The organism is Streptacidiphilus sp. BW17, from assembly GCF_041262485.1.
Classification (GTDB): domain Bacteria; phylum Actinomycetota; class Actinomycetes; order Streptomycetales; family Streptomycetaceae; genus Streptacidiphilus.
On sequence record NZ_JBGCCR010000044.1, the window covers coordinates 14,840 to 39,040 of the forward strand.

At 71.7% G+C, this 24,201-nt stretch carries 22 protein-coding genes, 1 tRNA gene and 1 pseudogene; 12 read left to right on the forward strand and 12 right to left on the reverse strand.

The window, feature by feature from the left end; all coding sequences use genetic code 11:
- Nucleotides 1–164 precede the first annotated feature (164 nt).
- Together ABH940_RS33735 and ABH940_RS33740 are read left to right on the forward strand one after the other, a co-directional pair.
- On the forward strand, nt 165–1,394 hold the full coding sequence (locus ABH940_RS33735) for a phosphodiester glycosidase family protein (protein ID WP_370107016.1): 1,230 nt from the start codon (nt 165–167) through the stop codon (nt 1,392–1,394).
- A complete protein-coding gene (locus tag ABH940_RS33740; protein ID WP_370067664.1) occupies nt 1,391–2,371 on the forward strand; it encodes a decaprenyl-phosphate phosphoribosyltransferase in 981 nt (326 codons plus the stop codon). Before ABH940_RS33735 ends, ABH940_RS33740 begins: the two co-directional genes overlap by 4 nt.
- Before the next feature lie 90 nt (nt 2,372–2,461).
- Here ABH940_RS33740 and ABH940_RS33745 read toward each other — a convergent pair whose 3' ends face one another.
- From ABH940_RS33745 to ABH940_RS33760, 4 genes are all read right to left on the reverse strand, one after another.
- Nucleotides 2,462–3,421 (reverse strand): cation diffusion facilitator family transporter, encoded by a 960-nt coding sequence (locus tag ABH940_RS33745; protein ID WP_370067666.1) that lies wholly within the window; start codon nt 3,419–3,421, stop codon nt 2,462–2,464.
- 79 nt (nt 3,422–3,500) lie between these two features.
- Nucleotides 3,501–4,052 (reverse strand): universal stress protein, encoded by a 552-nt coding sequence (locus ABH940_RS33750; protein ID WP_370067668.1) that lies wholly within the window; start codon nt 4,050–4,052, stop codon nt 3,501–3,503.
- A 92-nt stretch (nt 4,053–4,144) separates the two neighbouring features.
- Nucleotides 4,145–4,954 carry an alpha/beta fold hydrolase gene (locus ABH940_RS33755; RefSeq protein ID WP_370107017.1) on the reverse strand — a complete coding sequence of 270 codons (810 nt, stop codon included), beginning with the start codon at nt 4,952–4,954 and terminating at the stop codon, nt 4,145–4,147.
- 58 nt (nt 4,955–5,012) lie between these two features.
- On the reverse strand, nt 5,013–5,324 hold the full coding sequence (locus ABH940_RS33760; protein ID WP_370067672.1) for a chorismate mutase: 312 nt from the start codon (nt 5,322–5,324) through the stop codon (nt 5,013–5,015).
- Nucleotides 5,325–5,456: 132 nt separating this feature from the next.
- Between ABH940_RS33760 and ABH940_RS33765 the strand changes: the two genes are divergently transcribed.
- Both ABH940_RS33765 and ABH940_RS33770 read left to right on the forward strand, forming a co-directional pair.
- Nucleotides 5,457–5,530 (forward strand) — tRNA-Lys (locus ABH940_RS33765).
- 246 nt (nt 5,531–5,776) lie between these two features.
- Nucleotides 5,777–6,649 carry a putative protein N(5)-glutamine methyltransferase gene (locus ABH940_RS33770; protein WP_370067674.1) on the forward strand — a complete coding sequence of 291 codons (873 nt, stop codon included), beginning with the start codon at nt 5,777–5,779 and terminating at the stop codon, nt 6,647–6,649.
- A 91-nt stretch (nt 6,650–6,740) separates the two neighbouring features.
- Here ABH940_RS33770 and ABH940_RS33775 read toward each other — a convergent pair whose 3' ends face one another.
- On the reverse strand, nt 6,741–7,988 hold the full coding sequence (locus ABH940_RS33775; protein ID WP_370067676.1) for an MFS transporter: 1,248 nt from the start codon (nt 7,986–7,988) through the stop codon (nt 6,741–6,743).
- A gap of 423 nt (nt 7,989–8,411) precedes the next feature.
- Here ABH940_RS33775 and ABH940_RS33780 point away from each other — a divergent pair, with 423 nt between their 5' ends.
- The 6 genes from ABH940_RS33780 (at nt 8,412) to ABH940_RS33805 (ending at nt 16,384) form a co-directional block, all read left to right on the forward strand.
- Nucleotides 8,412–9,206 (forward strand): VOC family protein, encoded by a 795-nt coding sequence (locus ABH940_RS33780; protein ID WP_370067678.1) that lies wholly within the window; start codon nt 8,412–8,414, stop codon nt 9,204–9,206.
- Between the two features lie 95 nt (nt 9,207–9,301).
- Nucleotides 9,302–9,727, forward strand: a complete 426-nt coding sequence (locus ABH940_RS33785; RefSeq protein ID WP_370067680.1) for an OsmC family protein — start codon at nt 9,302–9,304, stop codon at nt 9,725–9,727.
- 262 nt (nt 9,728–9,989) lie between these two features.
- Nucleotides 9,990–11,843 (forward strand): putative bifunctional diguanylate cyclase/phosphodiesterase, encoded by a 1,854-nt coding sequence (locus tag ABH940_RS33790; RefSeq protein WP_370107022.1) that lies wholly within the window; start codon nt 9,990–9,992, stop codon nt 11,841–11,843.
- 95 nt (nt 11,844–11,938) lie between these two features.
- Nucleotides 11,939–13,318 carry a glycoside hydrolase family 26 protein gene (locus ABH940_RS33795; RefSeq protein ID WP_370107018.1) on the forward strand — a complete coding sequence of 460 codons (1,380 nt, stop codon included), beginning with the start codon at nt 11,939–11,941 and terminating at the stop codon, nt 13,316–13,318.
- Between the two features lie 507 nt (nt 13,319–13,825).
- A complete protein-coding gene (locus ABH940_RS33800) occupies nt 13,826–15,562 on the forward strand; it encodes a cholesterol oxidase substrate-binding domain-containing protein (RefSeq protein WP_370107019.1) in 1,737 nt (578 codons plus the stop codon).
- Nucleotides 15,563–15,610: 48 nt separating this feature from the next.
- Nucleotides 15,611–16,384 (forward strand): crotonase/enoyl-CoA hydratase family protein, encoded by a 774-nt coding sequence (locus ABH940_RS33805; protein ID WP_370107020.1) that lies wholly within the window; start codon nt 15,611–15,613, stop codon nt 16,382–16,384.
- A 60-nt stretch (nt 16,385–16,444) separates the two neighbouring features.
- On the opposite strand, the gene ABH940_RS33810 is transcribed toward ABH940_RS33805, so the two are convergent.
- The 3 genes from ABH940_RS33810 to ABH940_RS33820 all read right to left on the reverse strand — a co-directional run bounded on the left by ABH940_RS33810 (nt 16,445) and on the right by ABH940_RS33820 (nt 18,817).
- Nucleotides 16,445–16,939 carry an N-acetyltransferase family protein gene (locus tag ABH940_RS33810; protein ID WP_370067689.1) on the reverse strand — a complete coding sequence of 165 codons (495 nt, stop codon included), beginning with the start codon at nt 16,937–16,939 and terminating at the stop codon, nt 16,445–16,447.
- 70 nt (nt 16,940–17,009) lie between these two features.
- Nucleotides 17,010–17,633, reverse strand: coding sequence for an FMN reductase (locus tag ABH940_RS33815; protein ID WP_370067691.1), 624 nt, complete (start codon nt 17,631–17,633; stop codon nt 17,010–17,012).
- A gap of 65 nt (nt 17,634–17,698) precedes the next feature.
- On the reverse strand, nt 17,699–18,817 hold the full coding sequence (locus ABH940_RS33820; protein ID WP_370107023.1) for an LLM class flavin-dependent oxidoreductase: 1,119 nt from the start codon (nt 18,815–18,817) through the stop codon (nt 17,699–17,701).
- Nucleotides 18,818–19,011: 194 nt separating this feature from the next.
- Between ABH940_RS33820 and ABH940_RS33825 the strand changes: the two genes are divergently transcribed.
- On the forward strand, nt 19,012–19,575 hold the full coding sequence (locus tag ABH940_RS33825) for a macro domain-containing protein (RefSeq protein WP_370107024.1): 564 nt from the start codon (nt 19,012–19,014) through the stop codon (nt 19,573–19,575).
- 32 nt (nt 19,576–19,607) lie between these two features.
- On the opposite strand, the gene ABH940_RS33830 is transcribed toward ABH940_RS33825, so the two are convergent.
- Nucleotides 19,608–20,114: a DUF6508 domain-containing protein gene (locus ABH940_RS33830; RefSeq protein WP_370107025.1), complete on the reverse strand. Its 507-nt coding sequence runs from the start codon at nt 20,112–20,114 to the stop codon at nt 19,608–19,610.
- A pseudogene (locus ABH940_RS33835) lies at nt 20,097–20,585 on the reverse strand (HD domain-containing protein); the annotation flags it as partial. The pseudogene ABH940_RS33835 and the gene ABH940_RS33830, both read right to left, overlap by 18 nt.
- A gap of 193 nt (nt 20,586–20,778) precedes the next feature.
- On the opposite strand from ABH940_RS33835, the gene ABH940_RS33840 reads away from it, so the two are divergent.
- Complete coding sequence (locus tag ABH940_RS33840) at nt 20,779–21,879, forward strand: MBL fold metallo-hydrolase (RefSeq protein WP_370067693.1); 1,101 nt, start codon at nt 20,779–20,781, stop codon at nt 21,877–21,879.
- Between the two features lie 109 nt (nt 21,880–21,988).
- Here the strand turns inward: ABH940_RS33840 and ABH940_RS33845 are convergent, their stop codons facing one another.
- Both ABH940_RS33845 and ABH940_RS33850 read right to left on the reverse strand, forming a co-directional pair.
- A complete protein-coding gene (locus ABH940_RS33845; protein WP_370067695.1) occupies nt 21,989–23,050 on the reverse strand; it encodes an ADP-ribosylglycohydrolase family protein in 1,062 nt (353 codons plus the stop codon).
- A 4-nt stretch (nt 23,051–23,054) separates the two neighbouring features.
- The gene (locus tag ABH940_RS33850) at nt 23,055–24,098 is read right to left on the reverse strand and encodes a winged helix-turn-helix domain-containing protein (protein ID WP_370067697.1); all 1,044 of its coding nucleotides are present in this window, start codon (nt 24,096–24,098) and stop codon (nt 23,055–23,057) included.
- Nucleotides 24,099–24,201 lie beyond the last annotated feature (103 nt).

Genomic DNA, 24,201 nt, shown 5'->3' on the forward strand with positions numbered 1-24,201 from the left:
TAACCCGTCCTGCCTACTCGAACAGGCGGCTCCGGTTCCGCCTACCTAGCGTGAGAGACCTGGCGACCAGACATGACCGCCGTCATCACGGGGGCATCGACGGCGCCGTCGTTCCCGTGCCCGATGCGCGCCATCGCGCGCGCCCCGGCAGGAGGTAGATCCGCGTGGGTATACCAGCGCCGCCCGAGTCCGTCTCCGAGAACCCCGCCGAGGAGCCTGAGAGCCCTGGCAGCCCGTCCTCGGCGCACAAGCACAAGCGGTTCCGACGAATACGCCGACTGCTCGGCCTGCGCACCACACGCGTCGTGCTCGCCCTGATCGCAGTGGTGTTCGTCTGGCTCTGCTGGTCCGTGGGCCAGGCGCTGACCGCGCCGGGCGACGACAGCGTGGCCGCCCGGATCGCCGAGTGGGGGCGCGACCACCACCTCGGCCCGCTGGTCACCTTCCTCGAGGACCAGCAGTACAAGGCGCATCCGCCCAAGGTCGGCGGCACGCCGACGATGGCACTCACGCCGGACGGAGCCCCGGTGCAGAACAGCGGCACCTCCTCGATGAAACCGATCGTCCCGACCCGGCTGGTCTCCCCCGCCGGACCGCCGCTCCCCGGCGAAGGGACCTGGCAGACGCTCGGCAGCGTCCACGGCACCCCTGCCGTTCTCGGCGCCTTCCTTCGGCCGGACAACCAGCACACCTCCTACGTCGCGGCGGTCGTGTCGATGGACCAGCGGTTGCTCCGCTTTCAGCTCCACCCCGGCGAGTCCGACCCGGGCACCGCCGACTGGGGTGTCCCGCCCTCCGTTCCGCCCGGTCAGCGCACCGGACTGCTGGCGACGTTCAACGGCGGCTTCAAGGTCAACGACTCCGAGGCCGGGGGCGGCTTCTTCCTCAACGGCATCACCCGCGGCACCCTGACCGACGGCACCGCCTCCCTGGTCTTCACCAAGGACGGCAAGGTGACGGTCGCCCAGTGGGGCCGTGACGCGACGATGACGCCGAACGTCACCGGCGTCCGCCAGAACCTCAAGCTGATCGTCGATCACGGCGCGGTGCCGGCCAGCGTCGACCAGAACGTCGAATACGGCTGGGGCCTCACCATCGCCGGCAAGTACTTCGTCTGGCGCTCCGGCCTGGGCGTCACCTCGGACGGACGGCTCGTCTTCGCCTACGGCCCGGCCCTGTCCGTGCGGACCCTGGCCGACCTGCTCGCGAGCGCGGGCTGCGTGCGGGCCATGCAGCTCGACATCAACCCGGCGTGGATGTCGTTCATGTACTACCAGCCGAAGTCGAACCCGGCCGACCCGACACCGGTCAAGCTGCTTCCCGACCAGGAGCGTCCCGCCGACCGCTACTACGAGTCGACGAGCCGTGACTTCACGGCGGTGTACGCGCGATGACCACCCCTCAGCCGGTGCGACCCGCGCAGCCGCCGACCCCGGCGACCCCCTTCGTCGACGGCCGCCGCGCCGGGTGGGCCCGCTGGCCCTCGGCCGTACTGCGCACCGCGCGTCCGCGGCAGTGGGTGAAGAACCTGCTGGTCTTCGCGGCGCCGCTGACCGGGTCCGAACTGACCGCGCGCCACTTCGAGGCGCGGGGCGGCAGCGCGCTGGGCGGTGCCGCGGTGGCCTTCGTGGTCTTCACCCTGGCGTCCTGCGCGGTCTACTTCGTCAACGACACGGTGGACGCGGAACGGGACCGGCAGCATCCGCGCAAGTGCCTGCGCCCGATCGCCTCCGGCGAGCTGAGCGAGGGCACGGCGATGGTCGTCGCCGGGCTGCTGCTGGCCGCCGCACTGTCGCTCAGCCTGACCGCGCCCGGCTACGGGCTGACCATGGCGGTCAGCGCGTACCTGGTGTCCTCGTTCCTCTACAGCCTCGGACTCAAGCATCTCGCGGTGCTTGAACTCACCCTGGTGGCTTCGGGGTTCGTGCTGCGCGCGCTGGGCGGCGCGGCCTCCTCGCAGGTGCCGCCGTCGGGCTGGTTCGTGCTGGTCTGCAGCCTCGGCGCGCTGCTCGTGGCAACCGCCAAACGGCACACCGAGCTGGCCGGTCTCGGCGCACCGGCGGCAGCGCACCGGCCGTCGCTGCGGCACTACACGACCGGCGGTCTCCGGGTCGCCCAGCGGGTGATCGCGTTGGCCATGGTGGCCGCCTACCTGGCCTGGGCGCTGATGGAGCCCGACCATGCGGTCCGCTCGTGGCATGTGGCGACGGTGGTGCCGCTGGTCGGCGCGCTGGTCAGGTTCGACCGGCTGACCTCGCGCGGGACGACCAGCCATATCGAGGACCTGCTCATCAAGGACACCTTGATGATCTTCATGGAGCTGAGCTGGCTGCTCCTCTTCGCCCTCGGATTCGCCGCTCCGGAGATGTGAGGCAGGGACCGCGCGTCCAGTGACGTCCGGCAAGTCCGGTGGGTCAGGTGAATCACGTGACGGCCCGGCAGGCAGCGGCCTGTCGGGCCGTCACCGTCCTCCGGGCGTCGCGTCAGGGTCGGGCCCGGCGGCTGCCTCCGCCTCGCTGTAGAGGTCGGGTTCGAGGTAGATGACCCGCGCGATGGGCTCCGCCGCCCGGATCCGGGCCTCCGCGGCGTTGATCGTCGCCGTGATCTCCGCCGCACCGGCGTCCGGGCGTACGGCGATCTTCGCGGCGACCAACAGCTCGTCCGGGCCGAGGTGGAGGGTGCGCATATGGATGACCCGCTCCACGTCGGGGCCGGCCAGCAGCGCGTCCCGGACGCGGGCCGCGGCCGCCGGGCTCGCACCCTCTCCGAGCAGCAGCGACTTCGTCTCCGCGGCCAGGACCAACGCGATCCCGACAAGCAGCGCACCGATGCACAGCGTGCCGACGCCGTCCCAGACACCGTCGCCGGTCAGCACCGCGAGCCCGACGCCGGCGAGCGCCAACGCGAGACCGATCAGCGCGCCGAAGTCCTCCAGCAGCACGACGGGTAGCTCAGGGGCCTTCGCCGTGCGGATGAACCGGGCCCAGGACTGCGCCCCCTTGAGCGGCCGGGCCTCCGCCACCGCGGTGCGGAAGGAGAAACCCTCGGCCACGATCGCGAAGAGCAGCACGCCCACCGGCCAGTACCAGTGGTCGACGGCGTGCGGGTGACGGACCTTCTCCCAGCCCTCGTAGAGCGCGAAGACGCCGCCGATGGTGAAGAGCACGACGGAGACCAGGAAGCCGTAGACGTACCGCTCCCGCCCGTAGCCGAACGGGTGCGACTCGTCCGCCGCGCGCCGGGCCTTGCGCCCGCCGATCAGCAGCAACACCTGGTTGCCGGAGTCGGCCATCGAGTGCACGCCCTCGGCGAGCATGGAGGACGAGCCGCTGAAGGCGAAGGCGACGAACTTGGCGGCGGCGATGGCAAGGTTGGCGCCCAGCGCCGCGACCACCGCCCGGGTACCCCCGGAGGCGCTCATGCCCGCTCACCCCGCACTCCGCACTCGCCTTCTCGCGTTCCCCGCCTGCTCGCGTTTCCCGTGGTTACGTTTCCCGTGGTTACGGAACGACCGTGACCGGCCAGCGGCCGGACTTCACCAGGCGGACGCCGACCGAGCCGACCAGCCGGTGCCCGGCCTTCTGCGACGCGCCGATGACCACCCCGTCCGCCTTGAGCTGGTCGGCGAGATCGACCAGGCCCTGGTACGGGTCGCCGGGCGAGGTGTAGAACTCCCAGCGCAGATGCTGTCGTTCGGGCATACGCTCGGCCGCCTGGCGGATCTCAGCCAGCAACGCGTCGGCGACCTCCTGCTCCGCCTGCATCACCGCCGCGCCGACGTCGGCGCCACCCATCGCGCTGATCGGCTGCACGTAGACGAGCGCCAGCTTGGCCCCCTGTCGCCGCGCCAGCCCCGCGGCGTAGGCGGCCGCCCGCATCGAGGAGTCGGATCCGTCGATACCGACCACCAGCACCGACGGACCGTCGGTGCCCAACTCGAAGGCGTGCGCGGAGTACGCGGCAGACTGCGGGGTGCCTGCGGCCTCCGCGTCACCAGCGTTGCGCGCGCGCTCGGCGTTGCCCGTGCTTCCCGGCTCGTCCTCGTTGGCCATCGTCCTCTTCCCCTCCGGTTCCCCGACGTTGTTGACGTCGTCCTGACCCTACGCCCCACCAGGCGTCCCTCCCGGGCGGCACAGCGGGAGGGTCAGGCGGCGGCGCCGAACTTCGCGTCGAGGAAGTCCAGCAGCAGGCGGGTGGTCTGGTCGGGGCGCTCCATGGTGGGCAGGTGCCCGGCCCAGGGCAGTCCGACCCGGCGTGGGTCGGGAAGCTCGGCGGCGAGCCGTGCGGCAGAGTCGCGGAAGTCCTGGAAGTCGTGCGCTCCCGAGACGACCAGGGTCGGCACCTCGATCTTCGACAGGTCCCGCTCGACCGGGGCGGCGGCGAAGTCCTCGGTCAATCCGGACTGCACCTCGAACGCGCGGCGCTGCATGGTCCGCAGGGACGCCTTCGCGGCGTCGTCGGCCTCGGGGCCGAGCCAGGTGACCACGTTGAGCTCCGTCGCCGCGTCCAGGTCGCCCGCGTCGAGCAGCGCGTCCTCGCGCTCGCCGAAAGCGAGCAGCTCGGGCTGCCACTGCTGGCCCGGGACGGGAGCGCAGAACAGCGCCAGCCCGCCGACCCGGTCCGGCCGGTCCAGGGCCACGTCCTGGGCGACCCTGCCGCCGTTCGACGAGCCGACCAGAACCGCACGCTCGATCCCGAGCCCGTCCATCAGGGCGAGGACGTCGTCAGCCTCCCGGTACGGGCCGTCCGCAGGCGGCGTCGTGCCGAAGCCGCGGAAGTCGCAGCGCACCACCCGGCGACCGGTGCGGACCAGCGCCGCCCACTGCGGATCCCACATCCGGCTGTCACCGACACCGGCGTGCAACAGCACCAACGGGAGCGCGTCACCACCGGCAGCGGCCCCACGCGTCCCGGCCTTCTGGACCGGCCCCGTCACCTCATGAGAGATCGTCATTCCCCCGACCCTGACCCGGTCTTCGTCAGGGGTCAAGCGGATTCCTCCGACACGGCGGTCAGGAACCGGCGATCTGCTCGTGGTGGCGGATGACCTCGGCGATGATGAAGTTGAGGAACTTCTCGGCGAACGCCGGGTCCAGACGGGCGTCGCTCGCGAGCTCGCGCAGCCGGGCGATCTGCTCACGCTCCCGGGACTGGTCGGCGGGCGGCAGCCGGTACTGCGCCTTGAGGCGGCCCACCTCCTGCGTGCACTTGAACCGCTCGGCCAACATGTGCACGATCGCGGCGTCGATGTTGTCGATGCTGCCGCGGAGGCGGTCCAGCTCCGCCTTCGCGTGCGGGTCGACTTCGGCGTGGCTCTCGGACATGCGCTCCCCTGGTGTCTGTGGCGTGGCTGCGGCGCACCGGCTGCCCGGTCGACGCCACGGCCCTCGTCGAGGGGCCAGGATACCGATTCGGCATTTGCTGCCCAGGTCATGTAATGTCTTCCCCGTCAGCAGGCGCCGCTAGCTCAGTTGGTTAGAGCAGCTGACTCTTAATCAGCGGGTCCGGGGTTCGAGTCCCTGGCGGCGCACAGACAGCGAAGGGCCTCCTTGTTACGGCAGGGAGGCCCTTCGGCATTCGCTGCGATAGGGTCGGGACGACCGTCGTCATGACCGGTCATGACCGGCGCCGACCGAGGAGGTGAGACCCATCAACGCTCGTGCCGCGTGGATGCTCCCCTCGAACGGCCGCCGCTGACGAGTCCGCCAAGGACCGTCACTGGGCCGAGCCGGACCGGGGAGTCCCGTTCAGCCTCCCGAAAGGCCCGTTGGACCAGATGTCTCCGACTCCTCCCCCTCTTTCTCCCGCCAGCTCCCCCGCTTCACCCGCTTCCCCCGCTTCCCCTGGCGCCCGCGACGCCGTCGTGGCCCGGCTGCGCGCCGCCGGATGCGTCTTCGCTGAGGACGAGGCCGACCTGCTGGTCGCCCAGGCGAGCAGTCCGGCGGAACTCGAGGCCATGACCACCCGACGCGTGGACGGCCTGCCGCTGGAGCACGTGCTCGGCTGGGCCGAGTTCTGCGGTCTGCGTGTTCACGTGGACCACGGTGTCTTCGTCCCCCGCCCTCGCACCGAGTTCCTGGTCCAGCAGGCCCTGCTGACCGAGGCGGCCACCCGCCAGGACCTGAAGGACCTGGTCGTGGTGGACCTCTGCTGCGGCTCGGGGGCGCTCGGGGCCGCCGTGTCCGACCGGTTGCGCACCTCGGGCCGCTCGGTCTCGCTGCACGCGGCAGACATCGACCCGGCTGCGGTCGAGTGCGCCCGGCGCAACATCGCTCCCTACGGCGGCCACGCCTACGCCGGCGACCTCTTCGACGCCCTGCCGGCTGCGTTGCGCGGCCGGATCGACGTGCTGCTGGCCAACGTCCCCTACGTACCGACCGAGGACGTGGCCCTGCTGCCGGCCGAGGCGCGTGACTACGAGGCCCTGGTCGCCCTGGACGGCGGCGCGGACGGCCTCGCCGTCCTGCGCAGGGCCGTCGCCGGGGCCGCGCACTGGCTGGCCCCGGGCGGCGTCGTGCTCGTCGAGACCAGCGAGCGGCAGGAGGACGCGGCCATGTCCGCTTTCGCGGCCTCCCGGCTCACCGCCCGGGTGGCGACCTCCGAGGAGTACTGGGCCACGGTCGTGATCGGCGAGCGTCCGGCGGCGTAGACCCTGCCCGTCCGGGCCTGGGCCCTGCCCGTCCGGGCCTGGGCCCTGCCCGTCGGGGTGTGGGCCCTGACCGTCGGAATGACCGTGCTGCTCAGGCGCGGACCGGCTCCGGCCGCCGGGAGCCGGTGATCTGGCGCGAGGCGGCAGGGGCCGCGGGGGTCAGCTGGTTACGCAGCGCGACCAGCGCGATCAGGCCGAGGCCCGCGCCGACGGCCGGGACCAGGAAACCCGCATGAGCGCCGTGGGAGTCGATCAACCGGCCCGCCGCAGTCGAGCCGAGAGCCAACCCGAGGCCGATCGCACCGGTCAGCCAGGTGAACGCCTCGGTCTTGGCGCCCGTCTCGACCAGGGTCTCGACCAGGGTGTAGGCGGAGATCAGTGTCGGCGCGATGGCCAGACCGCAGCAGAAGGCGGCGATGCCCAACGCGAACAGGTTGGGCATCGCCCACAGCGTCGAGCAGCCGATCACCAGCGCGGAGTAGGTCACCAGCAGGCGGAACCGTGGCGAACGCTTCCACTGGACCGCGCCGAACGCCGTACCGGCGATCACGCTGCCACCGGCGAAGAGTCCGTACACCAGGCCGCTCAGTCCGGCCTGGCCCGCCGCCTCGCTGGCAGCGGTGACGGAGACCTGCATCGCGCCGAAGACCGTGCCGACGCCCAGCAGGGCGACGACCAGCAGCCGGACGCCCGGCTTGCCCAGGGCGGAGCCGCCGGTCCGCCCCACCGTCGTGCGGACCGGCGGGGCGGTGCGGCGCTGCGCCGCGAAGGCCAGTCCGCCGACCACCGTCAGGGCCACCTCGGCGACCAGTCCGGCGGCCGGGGCCACCGTGGTGCAGAGGGTGGTCGCCAGGACCGGGCCGAGTACGAAGGTCAACTCGTCCGTCACGGACTCGAACGCGAACGCCGAGGACAGCGCCTCGGGACGCCCGTCCAGGGCGTGCAGCCAACGGGCCCGGACCAGCGCGCCGATCTGCGGCAACGACGCCCCGGCCAGCCCGGCGGCGAGGAACAGGCTCCAGATCGGCGCACCGGCCAGGGCCAGCACGACCAGGGCCACGACCGAGCCGGCATGCACGGTCAGGCAGGGCAGGAGCACCACGGCCTGACCGCGACGGTCGGCGAGTCGGCCGGTCAGGGGAGCGCCGACGACCTGGGTGATCGAGGCGACAGCCGCGACCGCGCCGGCGGTGGTGTAGGAGTGGGTGGTGTCGAACACCAGGAGTACGGTGCCCAGCCCGAGCATCGCGTAGGGCATGCGCGCGACGAATGCGGGGAGCAGGAAGGTCCAGGCGCCGGGGGTACGCAGCAGCGCACCGTAGCCGAACGAGCGGGCCATCGGGGAGGCTCTCTCTGCTGCCTGGTAGCGCTGGGAGCTATGGGTGTGCCCCGCGCGCCGAGGGTCGTCCTCTGTGCGTCGACCGGGGTAGATACCGCAGGTTCCGCCGGATAGGCGCGTCCTGCAGCCGCCGAGCGGTCTAGCCGACTCTGCATCAGGCAGATGTAGCTGGTCTCGGTAGATCTACGGTCATCTTATCCGGTGAGCGCTCACAGCCGGACCGTCCCGGACGTGAGTCCGCCCACCATTCGCCCGACCTTAACCTCGGTTCACTCCCGTTCATTCCGCCGCACCACTCGCGGGGCGCCCGTCACCGTACGGACGCGTGCGGTTGCGGTGCGTGCGGCACGGGGCAATCGTGGCTCTCGACCCGACCCACGCGGGCTCTCACCGACCCGTGTCACTCAGCCCCCGGAGGGCCAGATGCCCGACCGCAGCTCCTACCCCGACGGCGCGCCTTGCTGGGCCGACCTGAACGCTCCCGACCTGGAGTCCGCACGCCGCTTCTACGGCGCCGCCCTCGGCTGGGAATTCCAGGACGAAGGCCCCGAGTACGGCCACTACACGATGTGCCTGTGGAAGGGGAAGCCGGTCGCCGGACTGATGCCGCCTCCCCCGAGCGCGGACTCCCTGGCCCCGGCCTGGAACGTGTACCTCAGCACCGGCGACATCGAGCGGACCCTGGCCGCCGTCGAGGCCGGTGGCGGGAAGATCGCCATGGGGCCGCACGACATCCCGGACTCGGGACGGCTGGCGTTCGCCTTCGACCCGCAGGGTGCCTCCTTCGGGCTGTGGCAGCCGGGCGTCCACGCGGGCGCCGGCCTCTACGGCGAGCCCGGCGCGATGGCCTGGAACGAGATCTACACGACCGCCGGCGGCGCGGCGGACGCCTTCTACGCGGGGCTCTTCCCCTATCGGCAGCGCCAGATCGGCGACGAGGTCAACTTCGACTACACCACCTGGACCCCCGAGGGCGCCGACCGCGAGGTCTGCGGTCGGCTGCGCGTCACCGATCCGGCACACGACCTGGCCGCCGGTGGCGGCTCGCCGTTCTGGTCGGTCTACTTCGCCGTCGCCGACGTGGACGAGACGGCCAAGCAGGTGGCCGCGCTGGGCGGCTCCGTCCTGCAGAGCCCGTTCGACTCACCGTACGGTCGGCTCTGTGTGGTGAAGGACCCCTCCGGTGCGGCCTTCACCGTCATCACCCTGGCGTCCTGACCTGGCCAGGCCGCACTTCGGCCCACCCCTGACGTGACTCACCTCTGACCTGAGTGACGACGAGTCACTCCTTGTCCCCACTTTGGAGGCCCGACGTGGCAACCACCCGTATCGCGCGCACGAACTGGCAGGGCAGCCTGCTCGACGGCAAGGGCGTCGTCGCCATGGAGTCGTCCGGCATCGGCGAGTTCCCGGTGACCTGGGCCTCGCGGTCCGAGCAGCCCAACGGCAGGACCAGCCCCGAGGAGCTGATCGCCGCCGCGCACAGCAGCTGCTTCTCGATGGCGCTCTCGCACGGGCTGGCGGGTGCAGGCACGCCGCCCACCTCACTGGAGACCACCGCAGAGGTGACCTTCCAGCCGGGGACCGGCATCACCGGCATCCACCTGACCGTGGTGGGCACCGTTCCCGGCCTCGACGAACCCGGTTTCGTCAAGGCTGCGGAGGACGCCAAGGCGAACTGCCCGGTCAGCCAGGCACTGACCGGAACGACGATCACGCTGAGTGCCTCTCTGGCGTAAGGTACCGCCGCCTCGCGAGCGGTCCAGCGAATCCGGACTCACGTCACGGAAATGAGTGAACGGGGGCGCACGCTGCATGCCCGCGACCCCCACGACGGAGTGAATCAGCCCCGGAATGCTTGGCAGGCCTCCGGGGCCTGCACCTAGGATCCTTACCGTGCGTAGCGGCCCTCCCGGTCACCCCGGCTCCTCCGAGGACATCGACGTCCTCGGCGCTCTCCGCGAGCCCGGAGCGATGACCGTCACGGCCGACGCCGAGTCAATGAGCGCAGTGGATGCAGTGAGTGCCGTGAGTGCAGTGAGCACAGCGAGTGCGGTGAGTCCGGCGGATCGGCGCAGCCTTGAGGACGCGCTGCGGGCCAGCGAGAACCGTTTCCGGGCCGCGTTCGTCGATGCCGGCATCGGTATGGCGTTGATCGACCGGAGCGACCGGATCATCGAGGCGAATCCGGCGCTGGCCGAGATGCTGGGGCGAACCGTCCCGGAGTTGATGCGACTGCACATCCACGCGGTGATGGACATCGAGGAGAGTTCGCGGCAGGTCTACCGCGAGCTGGTCCGCGGTGAACGGGACCGGATCCGCCTGGAGAAACGGCTGAAACACCGTCAGGGACATGCGGTGTGGACCAACATCACCATCTCCCTGATCCGCGACTCCAACGGCGAGCCGCTCTACACGCTGGCGATGGTGGAGGACGTCTCCGAGGCGAGGCGACTCGGAGACCGGCTCCACTACCAGGCCATGCACGATCCGCTCACCCAGCTGCCGAACCGCTCCCTCTTCTTCGAGCGGCTGGCCGGCGCCTTCGCCGAGGCGGATCAGCGGATCGGCCTGTGCTACCTGGATCTGGACGGATTCCAGGCGGTCAACGACACGCTCGGCCACCACATCGGCGACGAGCTGCTCGTCGCGGTTGCCCGCCGGCTGGAGCAGCGGTTCACGGCGCGGGGGCATCTGGTGGCCCGGATGGGCGGCGACGAGTTCGCCGTGCTGGTGCCGCGCAGCGCGGGCGCGGAGGAACTGACCGCGTTGGCAGCCGAGGTGGTGGAGGTGGTCGGCGCCCCCTACGACCTGAGCGGTCAGCGGGTCGCCGCCACCGCGAGCGTCGGCGTGGTCGAACGGCCCGTGCCCGGCACCACGCCGACCGAGCTGGTCCGAGACGCGGACGCGACGCTGTGCTGGGCGAAGACGGACGGGCGGTCCCGCTGGGCGCTCTACGACCCGGAGCGGATCGCGTACCAGACGACGCGTCAGGTGCTCGCCACGACCATACGGCCCGCACTGGAGCGGGGCGAGTTCCTGCTCGAGTACCAGCCGCTGGTCGACCTCAGCGGCGGTCGGCTGTGCGGCGTGGAGGCGCTGGTCCGCTGGCGGCATCCGGACTTCGGCCGCCTCGCGCCGGATCGTTTCATTCAGATCGCCGAGGAGACCGGGGCGATCGTCCCGCTGGGCCACTGGGTGCTGGAGACCGCCTGCGCCCAGGCGCGCAGCTGGCTGGACCGCTTCCCCGAGGCGCAGCTCTTCGTCAGCGTCAATCTCGCAGCACGTCAGTTCTCTGACTCGGACATGGTTGCGGATGTGGCCGAGATCCTTGGTTCGACCAAGCTGCCCGCGCGGCTGCTCCAGTTGGAGCTGACCGAGAGCGCGGTGCTGGGCCCGGTCGGTCGACCGGTCGAGGCGCTGCACGCGCTGTCCGCGATGGGAGTGCGGATCGCCATCGACGACTTCGGCACGGGCTACTCGAACCTGTCCTACCTGAGTCGGCTGCCGGTCCACGTCCTCAAGCTGGACGGCTCGTTCGTCGAGGGCTTCCGGGAGCCCCGCGAGAACCGTGTGAACGGCGAGAGCGGCGAGAACGGCCAGAACCGCCCGCACGGCGCGAACGGCTCGGTCGCGCGGGGCGCGGCGGACGAGAAGATCGTCGCCGCCCTGGTCCGGCTCTCGCACGTGCTCGGGCTGACCGTCACGGCCGAGGGCGTCGAGAGCGCGACCCAGGCCGACCGGCTCCGGGCGACGGGCTGCGACACCGCCCAGGGCTGGCACTTCGGCCGGGCCGTGCCGGCTACGGAGATCGACCACCTGCTTGGCGCGCGCCGCCGTGCCGCCACTCGCTGAGCCGCCCCGCCGCAAGTCCCCCGAAGGGGTGAGGAGTGTCCACCCTGCCGCGCGCCCTGCATCCTGACGGTTCATCAGTCCATACGCTCGGCCGTATGCCACAGCGTCGCCTGCTCACAGTCCTGGCTCTCGCCATGGGCGCGCTGCTGCTCGTCTTCGCGGCCGGGGCCGATCTGCTCGCGCCCAAGAACCCGCACCAGTTCGGCCCGCTCCAGGCGCAGAGCGGGGACGCCCTGCTCGCAGACGGGCAGCCGTGGCAGGACAACACCGTGCTGCCTGCCCACACGGTCCCGTTCGGGGCCTTCCTCGGGTCGGACTTCGCCGACTCGGCGCAGAGCCAGATGTCCGTCTGGCTGCACAACGCGGACCTGCAGGTCGGCCACACCTACCTCCCCGGCGAGAACTGGTCTGACATCGAAGGGAGCCCGGGGCTGCTGGCGCCCTGGGCGCAGTGGCGGCTGTCCCGTCCCGACCGGATCTTCGTCCTGGCAGTGCCGATGCAGGCGCAGAACGAGGACAACCTGAGCGACGACGAGGTCGCATCCCTGCTGCAGCAGGCGGCAACAGGCGCGAACGACGGTCACTTCCTGACACTGGCCCGACGGCTGGTCGCGCTGGGCATCCCGGACACGATGATCACGCTGGGCTGGGAGATGAACGGCATCACCTACACCAGCCGCTGCGGCCCGGACCCGACGGACTGGAAGACCTACTGGCGGCGCATCGTCCACGTCATGCGCAACGTCCCCGGCCAGAGGTTCCGGTTCGACTTCACCCCGAACCGGGGGCCGGACGACCACCCGTGGACGGACTGCTACCCGGGCGACGACGTCACGGACGTCATCGGCATGGACAACTACGACCAGGGGCCCGGCGAGACCTTCGCCGACTACGTGACCGAGCAGTACGGGCTGCTGGACCAGGTGCGCTTCGCCGCTGCACACCACAAGCCGGTCTCCTACCCGGAGTGGGGCATGTTCCGCCACGGCGACGACCCGACCTTCATGCGGGACATGATCGACTGGATGGAGACCCACGACACGCTCTACCAGACCATCACCGACTACTGTCCGCACGGCGTGCTGAACTGCGACGAGAACCCCCAGTCGAGCGCGGTCTACCAGCAGATGATGTCCGATCAGCCACCGCCGCTCCCCAGCCCGTCGCCGACGCCGTCTCCCACGCCGACGCGGAGCACCGGGCCGAGCCCGACGTCCAGCGCGACGCCGACGCCCTCCGCGCAGCCGTCGCCGAGTCCGAGTCCGACGCCCACCGCCACGCCGACACCGACGATGCCGCCCACCACGGGCTCGACCACGCCGCCCGCGGTCCCGCTGCCGAGCCCGACCTGCCACCGCCGACGGGACTCCGGCCCCTGCCCGAGCCCGGCCGGACAGCCGCTCCCGTCCCCGGTGGCGTCGAGCCCGACGCCACTCCCGGACAGCACGCACATCAAGCTGCCCGGCCGCTCCTGAGGAGCACCACCCTTCTGCCGGGAACCTTCTGCGGAGCACCTTCTGAGCACCGCGCCTCAAAGCTCCACGCCTCAGAGTTCCACGCCTCCGAACAGCGGTAGGGCAGCGGCTTTCCGCAACCGGCCCTATCGGTTGCGGCATCGGTCCGGGCATCGGTCTCGGCATCGGCATTGACTTCTCCGGCGCGCGGTCCGACCCTCTCCCTCACCCGGACAGCACCCGGGCCACCGGTACGACTGTCATCCCGCCGAGCCCGCACCGCCGGCGAGGACCTCTGCGCGGGACCGCACCGCCCGACGCGTCTCCACCACCCTTCACCGCCGCGCGTCGGCGTTCGGCCGGACGGCCGCGACCTCACGTCGCCCCTGCCCGCACGCCCCGAAGCCGCGCACGGCCGCGCTCCCCACCCACCGAGCGACGTGCGAGCGACCGACCGGCACCCCCGCGCACAGGACGGCGGAGGCGCTGCGCTCGCGCGCCGCTCGCAGAGCCGACCGGAGGACAGTCATGGATCAGCACGACCGCGCACGCCTGTCGAGACGCGCCTTCCTGGGCGCGACCGCGGCCGGTGCCGCGCTCGGGGTAGCCCAGTGGACGCCCGCCTTCAGGGTGTCCGCAGCCGAGGCGGCCACCTCGGCACCGCCGAACTTCCCCAGCACCATCTCCGTCTACCAGCAGGCGTTCACCAACTGGTCCGGCGAGATCAAACTCAACCCGACCTGGACCTGCGCCCCGAGCAGCCCGAACGACGTGGTCACCCTCGCCAACTGGGCCTACGCCAACGGCTGGAAGCTGCGTCCGAAGGGCATGGGCCACGGCTGGTCGCCGTTCCTGGAGCCGAGCGGGGCCTCGGGCAACATCCTGTTGGTCGACACCACCGTCAACCTCACCGCCGTCACGGTCAACTCCGGCTCCCCCGCCTCGGTCACCGCGCAGACCGGGGTCACCATGCTCAACCTGCTGACCTCACTGGAGAACGCGGGCTACGGCCTCACCAACACCCCGGCTCCCGGCGACCTGACGCTCGGCGGCGTGCTGGCCATCGACGGCCACGGCACCTCCGTCCCGGCCGGCGGCGAGTCGCTCGTCGCCGGACACACCTACGGCTCCGTCAGCAACCTGGTCACCTCGCTGACCGCGGTGGTCTGGGACTCCGGCAGCAGCGCCTACGTGCTGAAGACCTTCCAGCGCAGCGACCCCGACATCGGCGCCTTCCTGGTGAACCTGGGCCGCGCCTTCGTCACCGAGGCGACCTTGCGCGTCGGGGCCAACCAGCGGCTGCGCTGTCAGAGCACCTATACGACCCAGGTCACCGACCTGTTCGCGCCGCCCGCGTCGGCCGGGTCCAGTTCGTTCGCGTCGCTGGTGAACAAGTACGGGCGGGTGGAGAGCATCTGGTTCCCGTTCACCACCGTGCCCTGGCTCAAGGTGTGGTCGGTGACGCCAAGCAAGCCGTGGCTGTCGAAGGAGGTGGACAGCCCGTTCAACTACTCGTTCTCGGACTCGATCACCACGCAGGAGTCCGGCTACGTCGCCGACATCCTCTCCGGCGACGTCGGGATCACACCGACCTTCGAGAACCTGGAGATGAGCATCGTCGGCTCCGGGCTGATCACCACCGGCACCTGGGACATCTGGGGCTGGGCCAAGAACCTCCTGCTCTACGTGCGCCCGACCACGCTGCAGGTGACCGCCAACGGCTACGCCATCCTCTGCGCACGCAGCGACATCCAGCAGGTGGTCAGCGACTTCTACACGTACCTGCAAGGGCAGTTGACCACCTACCAGAACGCGGGCCAGTACCCGATGAACGGCCCGTGGGAGGTCCGGGTCACCGGCCTGGACAACCCCGCCGACTGCGGCGTCCCCGGCGCGGTCCAGCCGTTGCTCAGCGCGGTCCGGCCCCGGCCCGACCAGCCGCAGTGGGACACCGCGGTCTGGATGGACCTGCTGACGGTCCCCGGCACTCAGCAGTCCGAGCAGCTCTACCGCCAGACCGAGCAGTGGGCGCTGTCCCACTACACGGGCAGCTATGCGGCGGTGCGGGCCGAGTGGTCCAAGGGCTGGGCCTACTCCGGCACCGCGGCCTGGGCGGACCCGACCGTGCTCGGCACCACCATCCCCAACTCCTTCCGCACCGGCCAACCGACGGACGCCAACTGGGACACCGCGCTGGCCACGCTGGACAAGTACGACCCCGGACGCATCTACTCCACCGCGTTCACGGATACGCTGCTGCCCTGACCTTGTCCTCTTGCTCGTCTTGTCACGGCAGTAGTGGTGGTGGCCCAGGTGACCGACGTACCCACAGCGCATGGCGTTCCTGCGGTGCGGATCGAACGCGACGGGCCGGTGTGGACGGTCGTCCTCGCTCGCCCCGGGCGCCGCAACTCCGTCGACGGACCCACGGCGAACGCGCTGTTCCGCGCGTTCGCCGAGTTCGACGCGGACGAGACGGCGTCGGTGGCCGTGCTGTGGGGCGAGGGCGGCACGTTCTGCGCCGGGGCCGATCTCAAGGAGGCCGACGGCCCCAACGGCAACGTGCTCACCACCGACGGTCCCGGGCCGATGGGCCCCAGCCGGATGCGCCTGTCCAAACCCGTCATCGCCGCCGTCTCAGGCCACGCGGTGGCGGGCGGGCTGGAGTTGGCGATCTGGTGCGACCTGCGCGTCGCTGCGGAGGACGCTGTCTTCGGCGTCTTCTGCCGCCGCTGGGGCGTTCCGCTGATCGACGGCGGAACGGTCCGCCTGCCGCGTCTGATCGGCGCGGGCCGCGCAATGGACCTGATCCTGACGGGTCGTGAGGTTCTTGCCCCCGAGGCGCTGGCCATCGGTCTCGCCGACCGCGTCGTCCCCGTCGGGACCGAGCGCACCGCCGCGGAGGCGCTGGCACGCCGGATCGCGGGCTTCCCACAGACCTGCATGCGCGAGGACCGCCTCTCGGCGCGGGAGGCGGAGGGCCTGACGGAGGAGGCCGCGCTGGCCAACGAGTTCCAGCACGGCCTCGCCACCCTCAAGGCCGAGGGCCTCGCGGGCGCGGAGAAGTTCCGCGCGCGGGAGCGGTAGTCGCGTCGCCTGCGGCCCGAGCAGGGCACTGCGCGGGCGGCAGACGCCGCAGGCCGACGCTCACGTCAGCGGCTTCGCCATGACCCGCTCGTGCCCGCTGCCGTCGGGGAGGGCGTCGCCCACCTCGCCCGTGTCGACGAAGCCGTGCCGGGCGTAGAGGGCGGTGGCGTTGGTGTTGTCCGGTCGGACGGAGAGACGCAGGGTACGGGCGCCTCGGACGACCGCCCAGCGGGCGATCGCGTCGATCAGGCCGTCCGCGACGCCGTGGCCCCGCGCAGCCGGACCGACCCACAGCGAGATCAACTCGACGGTCGAGGCGTCGCCCTCGACCGGGACACCACTGCCCATTCCGACCGGGCGGCCGTCCAGGACCGCGACCAGGTCGTGCGCGCCCGGGATGGACAGACGACCGCGCCAACGGTCCTCGCGGTCGCCGTCGCCCTGCCACTCGGCCAGGGTCGAGCCGAAGGCGTAGGGCGCCTCGGCCAGGGCCGCCAGGCGGAGTTCGCGCCAGAGCGGCCAGTCGTGCGAGGTGAGCGTGCGTAGTTCGAGCATGTCCCGACCCTGCCTTCGGCTCGCCACCGGAGGCAACCGAATTCCGTCGGCCGTGTCGGCACCGCACCCGCTACGCGGGCCGCAGCGCGGCGAGTTGCTCGGCGAACGGGACCACGTCGGCGAACGGGTCGCTGCGCCGTGCGGCCGCCGGGCGGCCCCGCAGGACGGACGCCAACTCGTCGGCGGCGCGGTCGATCCGCTGCCGCAGACCATTCTCGTCGGCGCTGCCCCAGTCCTCCGATGCGGCGAAGACCGCGGTCGGCTGCACCACCGCGCGCAGATAGGCGAAGAGGGGGCGCATGGCGTGGTCGAGGGCCAGCGAGTGGCGCGCGGTGCCGCCGGTCGCGCCCAGCAGGGTGGGCTTTCCGGCCAGCGCGCCCTGCTCCAGGACGTCGAAGAAGGACTTGAACAGGCCGCTGTAGGACGCGGAGAAGATCGGCGTCACCGCGATCAGCGCGTCCGCCTCGGTGACGCTGTCGATCGCGTGACGCAGCGCCTCGCCCGGGAAGCCGGTCACCAGGTTGTCGGCGATCGGGTGGGCGAGCTCACGGAGTTCGACGTGGTCGACCACGACCTCGCGTCCGTCCGCGGCAAGCCGGCTGCGGACCGCCTCGGTCAGCCGGTCGGCCAGCAGCCGGGTCGAGGAGGGCTGGCTCAGCCCGGCCGAGACGACGGTCAGCGTGATGGGGTCCATCGGTGGGGTACTCCTTCTCTCCGTCAGTGGCTTCGGTTCCTGCAGTTCCTTCAGTTGCAGTCGCGTCAGTTGCGCCCTGCCGTCTCCGGCTGCGGCTCCGTCTGCTGTGCCTCCTCCGCCGCCGCGCGGAGCGAGGCGTGGGTCGGGGCGGCCGGGACCCCGGCCGAGCGGCGCTTGGCGAACTCCTCGCGCAGCACCGGGACGACCTCCTCACCGAGCAGGTCGATCTGCTCCAGCACCGTCTTCAGCGGCAGGCCCGCGTGGTCGACCAGGAACAGCTGGCGCTGGTAGTCGCCCGCGTAGTCGCGGAAGGACAGGGTCTTCTCGATGACCTGCTCCGGCGAGCCGACGGTCAGCGGCGTCTCGGTGCTGAAGTCCTCAAGCGACGGGCCGTGCCCGTAGACCGGAGCGTTGTCGAAGTACGGGCGGAACTCGCGCACCGCGTCCTGGGAGTTGCGGCGCATGAAGACCTGCCCGCCCAGACCGACGATCGCCTGCTCAGGCGTGCCGTGGCCGTAATGGGCGTAGCGCTCGCGGTAGAGCTCCACCATCCGCCGGGTGTGCTCCTTGGGCCAGAAGATGTTGTTGTGGAAGAACCCGTCGCCGTAGAAGGCAGCCTGCTCAGCGATCTCGGGCGAGCGGATCGAACCGTGCCAGACGAACGGCGCGACGCCGTCGAGCGGGCGCGGGGTCGAGGTGAAGGACTGCAGCGGGGTGCGGAAACGGCCCTCCCAGTCCACCGCTTCCTCGCGCCAGAGCTGGTGCAGCAGTGCGTAGTTCTCGATGGCGAGCTGGATGCCCTGGCGGATGTCCTTGCCGAACCAGGGGTAGACCGGGCCGGTGTTGCCGCGTCCCATCATCACGTCGACCCGGCCGTTGGCGATGTGCTGGAGCATCGCGAAGTCCTCGGCGATCTTCACCGGGTCGTTGGTGGTGATCAGCGTGGTCGAGGTCGAGAGGATGATCCGCTCGGTGCGCGCCGCGATCCAGCCGAGCATGGTCGTCGGCGAGGACGGGACGAACGGCGGGTTGTGGTGCTCACCGGTCGCGAAGACGTCGAGGCCGACCTCCTCGGTCTTCTCCGCGATGGCGAGCATGGCCTTGATCCGCTCGTGCTCGCTGGGGGTACGCCCGGTGGTCGGATCCGGAGTCATGTCGCCCACGCTGAAGATGCCGAACTGCATACCGGCGTCGGGCGCGGTCCCCGCGATGGAGTGCGCGGGGGTGACGGGGCGCGTCGCGGGCGTCGTCATGGGGCTCACCTGTCTCTCACTTCGAGATTTCGTTGAACATTCAACCATGTGTCCAACCACTCGGCCAGCCGGTGCATTCCTCGCGTCCTTTGTCAGTGGTGGCCGCTAACGTCGCGTGCATGGTGATGGGGGCACTGAACGTGGTGCGCGGAGATGCGACCGCGCCGCAGGGCAAGGGGCCGAAGGTGATCGCCCACGTCTGCAACGACATGGGCGGCTGGGGCAAGGGGTTCGTGGTCGCGCTCTCCAAGCGCTGGCCGGAGCCGGAGGCGGCCTACCGGCGCTGGCATCGCGAGCGGGCGAAGAACGACTTCGGCCTGGGCGCGGTGCAACTCGTCCGGGTCGGGCTGGGAGCAGATCGCGCGGACGAACCGGAGCGTGATCAGGGACGAGAACGAGATCAGAGCAGGGGCGGCCGTCCGGGCGTCGCGCCGGGGCTCTGGGTGGCGAACATGATCGGCCAGCACGGCACGCGCCGGGGTGGCCGCGGAGTACCGCCGGTTCGGTACGAGGCGATCGGGACCGCGCTGTCCGCCCTGGCCCCGCTGGTGCTGGAGCGGGGCGCGTCGGTCCATATGCCGCGGATCGGCTGCGGGCTCGCGGGCGGGCGCTGGGAGCGGGTCGAGCCGCTGGTCAGGGACGCGCTGGTGAGCCGGGGCGTTTCGGTCACGGTCTACGACCTCGGCTGACCGGACGAGGCCGGGCAGCCGAGGTCGTCGCCTCAGGGCCGCGGGCCGTCGCCCCCGGCATCGGCATCGGCATCGGCATCGGCAGACGGAGGAGACTCGGGCGACACGGCGGACAGGGCGCGGACGACGGCGAAGAGTCGGCCGCTCTTCCAGGCGGTGCCGATCGACCCCTCGCAGAACCGCTCACCGCGCACGATGGCGGTCGCCGCGCGGACGGCGTCGCCGGGCGTGAAGGTACCGCCCGGGGCCAGATCCGGCTCGGTGAAGGATGTCCAGGCGTAAGCGGGGGTCACCGCGCCCACCGCCACCAGCGCCTGGGTGAGGGCGTCGACCCGGGCTCCGTAGGTCGCGCAGCCTCCGGTCCACTCGACGTCCCCGGGTTCGACGGCCCAGCCCGTGGCGTACTCGGCGAGCGCACGCCAGGCCTGGCGTGCGGGCTCCGACTCGCGGTCGAGGCCGGCCAGCAGGGTCGCGTCGTCCGGGTCGCCGTCCGCGCCCGTGCCGAGGGCGGGACGCCGGTCGGAGTCGGGGTGGATCAGGCGCCGGGTCAGGTCGTACTTGGCCGTGAGCCGGGCCCGGAGGGCCGCGTCGGGAAGCAGTGCCAGCCGGTCGGGTGCCGAGTTGGACGACAAGTCCGCGTCCTTGACCGTCACCGCGCCCGGCGTGGCGAGGATGCGCGCCGCGTAGTCCTGGAGCGGCTCGCCGGTGCGCTTGGTCATCGCGACCACGATGTCCTTGGTCCGCTGCGGCAGGGCGGCGGAGGCCAGCCAGTTGAGCGTGAGCGCGTCGTCCTCGATGGCGTCGTGCAGCCAACCCGCTGCCACCTGTGCGTCATCACCGCCGTAGGACGCGGTGCGACTGGCCACGGCCTCCAGATGCTCGACGTACGGGCGGCCCGCCTTGTCCACCTGCTGAGCGTGCGCGTTCCGGGCGATCGCTTCCACCTCGGCCAGGGAGAGCCACGGCCCTGCCTCACCCGCCTCACCCGCCTCGTGCGGCTTCTCGGTCACCTGAGTCTCCCTCGTTCGTCGTCTTCGGACCGGTCCCGGACGCCGGTGCCTCGCCCACCGCCAGGACCGTGCCGCACCTCCATCATGCGCAGGCGGTCCCGGTGTGTCGCCAGGCTCCGCCGGGCCGACACGCCGTCCAGGGATATGGACCGGCGTCGCGCCCGACGGTCATTCCATCGCACAATCTGCATCCATGAGCTCTTCCGTCCCGCTCGGACCCGCTGATCCCCTGCCCCCTCACGCCTCCTCCACCTCTGCCGCACGGCTGTTCCCCGTGGCCGACGGCGTCCATGTCTGGCGTCCCACGCCGGGGCACGGCTGGGGGCTGGCCAACTGCGGTCTGGTGACCGGTTCCTCCGCCGCCGCCTGGATCGACTCCCCCTACGACCGCACGCTGGCCGACGAGTTCCGTGACCGGTGCGCACCGGTGCTCCCCGCCGGCGCCGAGTTGGAGTGGCTCTTCGTGACCCACGGCAACGGCGACCATCTCTGGGGCTGGGAGGCGGTCCCGCAAGCGCGCATCGTCTACACCCGGGAGACGGCCGGGCACATCGCGCACGAGCCCGACCCGTGCGACCTGCACGGCCTGGTCCACCACGGCGACCGGGAGACGCTCGTCGGCTGGTACCTGCACCGCCACTTCGGTCGCTACCTGTGGCCGCAGACAACGTTGCCCACACCGACGTTGACGTTCAGCGGCGTGCTGGAGGCGATGGTCGGCGACACGCCGGTCCGGATGATCCAGATCCCGTCGGCACACACCCGCGGCGACGCGATCGCCTACCTGCCGCGCCAGCAGGTCTGCTTCGCCGGTGACGTCCTCTTCACCGCGAGCGAGGACGAGCCAGGGGACCATCCGGTGCACTGGGCCGGACCGCTGGAGAACGTCATCGCCGGCTGCGACGAAGTGCTGGCCACCGGCGCGACCGTCGTCGTCCCGGGTCACGGCCCGGTGGTGGACCGCGCCGGGGTCCACACCCACCGGGACTACCTCTGCTGGCTGCGGGACGGCGTCCACCGGCTGCACGGGCTCGGAGTCCCCGCGGCGGAGGCCGCGCGGCGGCTGCTCCAGGAGAACCGCGACCCCGCGCTGCATCTCCCGGAGCGCCTGGCGATCACGGTCCCGATGCAGTACCGGCACCTCGACGGCACGCCCGAGGTGCCGATGCTGGAGCAGGTGCGCGGACTGGCCCAACTCGCCTGGGAGCTGGAGCATCCCGACACGCCGTTCCCCGGCCCGCGTACACCTGCGTCCGACGCCGCTCCGGCGTCCGACCTGGCCGAGGTCCGCTGACGGAGCGGGGGTCGGAACGGCAGTCGGAGCGGCGGTCGGTTCGCCGTGCAGAAACGGCGGACGATCCCGAGCGACAGAGCGACAGAGCGGCCCGAGCGACAGGTGGCGGTCAGGCGAGGCGCAGCGCGCCGAGCAGGTCGGCGCTCCGGAGGAGGGTGGGAACGCCCTCCACCCCGGCAGCCCAGTCCTGCGGCAGCGCGGACAGCCCGTGGGCCGCACCGAGCAGGTTGCCGCAGACCGCGCCGGTCGAGTCGCTGTCCCCGGAGTGGGTGACGGACAGCGTCAGCGCCCGGCGCGGATCGGCCGGGGCGGCGAGCACGCAGTGGACCGCGATGGCCAGGCACTCCTCGGCGATCCAGCCTAGGCCGACGCGCTCGACGGTGTCGAAACCGGCGTTGCCCTCGGCCGCCAGCCGAACGGCGCGCTCCAGCGCCTCGACGGTCTCCGTGCCCGCGCCGAGCGGCGCGGACGCCGCCTGCTGGATGGTCTCGGCCACCGCGGCCGACGGCTCCTCGCCACTCACCAGGCGGTCGACCAGGGCCGCGAAGGCCCCGGCCGCGACGTAACCGGTGGGGTGGCCGTGGGTGAGCTGCGCCGCCTCGGCGGAGAGGCGGAACGCCTCCTCCGGCCCCACCCCGACCAGCCCGAACGGCGCCGAACGCATCACCGTGCCACAGCCCTTGGAGTTCGAGTTGACCACCCCCACCCGCCCGAACGGAGCCACCTCCGGCAGCTCCGGATGGTCCCGCAGGCCGGACATGCAGGCGTTGCCCGGCGCCCGTGAGGCGTAGAGCCAGGGCTCGCCGAGGAGGCCGACGTTCTGCTCGCCCTCCGGGCCGGACAACCGCTGGGTTCGCAGCCATCGCTGGTAGGCGGCGTGCGCAGCGGCGCGGACCTCGCTGCGTCGGCCGCCGGTCCACAGCAACGCCTCCGCCGTGAAGAGGGTCATCTGGGTGTCGTCGGTGACCTCGGCGAGCCGGTCGCTGCCGGCCCTGCCGGCACGGCGGGGCAGTTCGGTCACGCCGTCCTGGCCGTGGGCGGCGAGGATCGCCTCGAGGCCCTGGAACTCCACCGGCCAGCCGAGCGCGTCCCCGGTCGCGCCGCCCACCAGGCAGCCACGAACCCGCTCCGACCTCGCCAGATAGGCTGCCATGGTGGTGTTCTGATCCATCTGATCAATCGTCATGCGCGTTCCCCTGTTGTTTCCGTTCCCCGGCCCCGGCCGACAGCGTCCCCTCCGCGAGCAGGTCGCCGAGCTCCGTGCGCCGGTACACGACGCGTCGGCCGACGCGTGTGCCCACCACCAGCTCTGCTTCGCGCAGCACGGCCAGGTGTCCGCCGATGGTACCCAGCGACTGATCCAGCTGAGCGGCGAGTTCGCTGCTGGTCGCGGGGTGCTCCAACTCCCGCAGGATCGCCGCGCGTCCGGCGCCGATCAGGCGCGCGAGCGCGCCAACCACCCGCCGGGACGCCGGAGTCGGGTCCGCTCCGCCCGCAGCCCCGCTGCCGCGTGCCGGATAGACGAGGGCGTACGGTGCGTCAGGTGCCTCACAGAGCCAGCTACTGCTCGGCTTCACGATCGGGACGAAGAGCATGCCGTCCGGCCCGACCACCCGGTCCGGTCCCGCACGGTCGCTGAAGCGGATGGCGTCGACGCCCACCCACGCGCTGCGCCTGCTCATCTGGTCCAGAGCGCTCGGCCACCCGTAGGCGGCGAGCAGCCCTGCCCGGTAGGTCACGTCACGCTCCAGCACCAGGCGTTGCCTCGGCCAGTCGGCGGCGAGCCGCTCGGCCCACACCTCGCGGACGAAGGCCGCCGTCCGGGCCGCCCAGGAGTGACCCGTGAGCCAGGACAGGTCGCGGTCCTCCCAGCTGTGCGCCAGCGTGCGCTCCAGGCTGCGGCGGACCTGGTCGTCGGGCACCTTGGCGACCTCCGCGAGCTCGGAGTCGAGCGTGGTGCCCATGCCGCCCCTCGGGGGCAGGGTGACGTGGTCCGGGAGGTACTTGGTCGAGCTGACCAGCATCACCAGCCCACGCGCGAACGGGTCGGCGTCGAGCCGGGCCCGGAAGGCGGTGTGATGGCGCCCGTGCCAGTCGGCGAGCCAAGGGTGCACGCACGGGCGGCACAGCAGCATCATCGACGCCAGCGCCTGCGCGAAGGGCGAGAGCGCGAAGCGGGAGCGGGACAGGGCCAGCGAGTCCAGCCGTAGCAGCACCATCGACGTCGCCCTCTCCTCGTCCCGCCGCTCCTCAGCCCCCGGCCCTCGGCCCACCGCCCGAAGTAAGGGCACAGCGGCGGATCCGAACTTTCGCCTGGTGCCG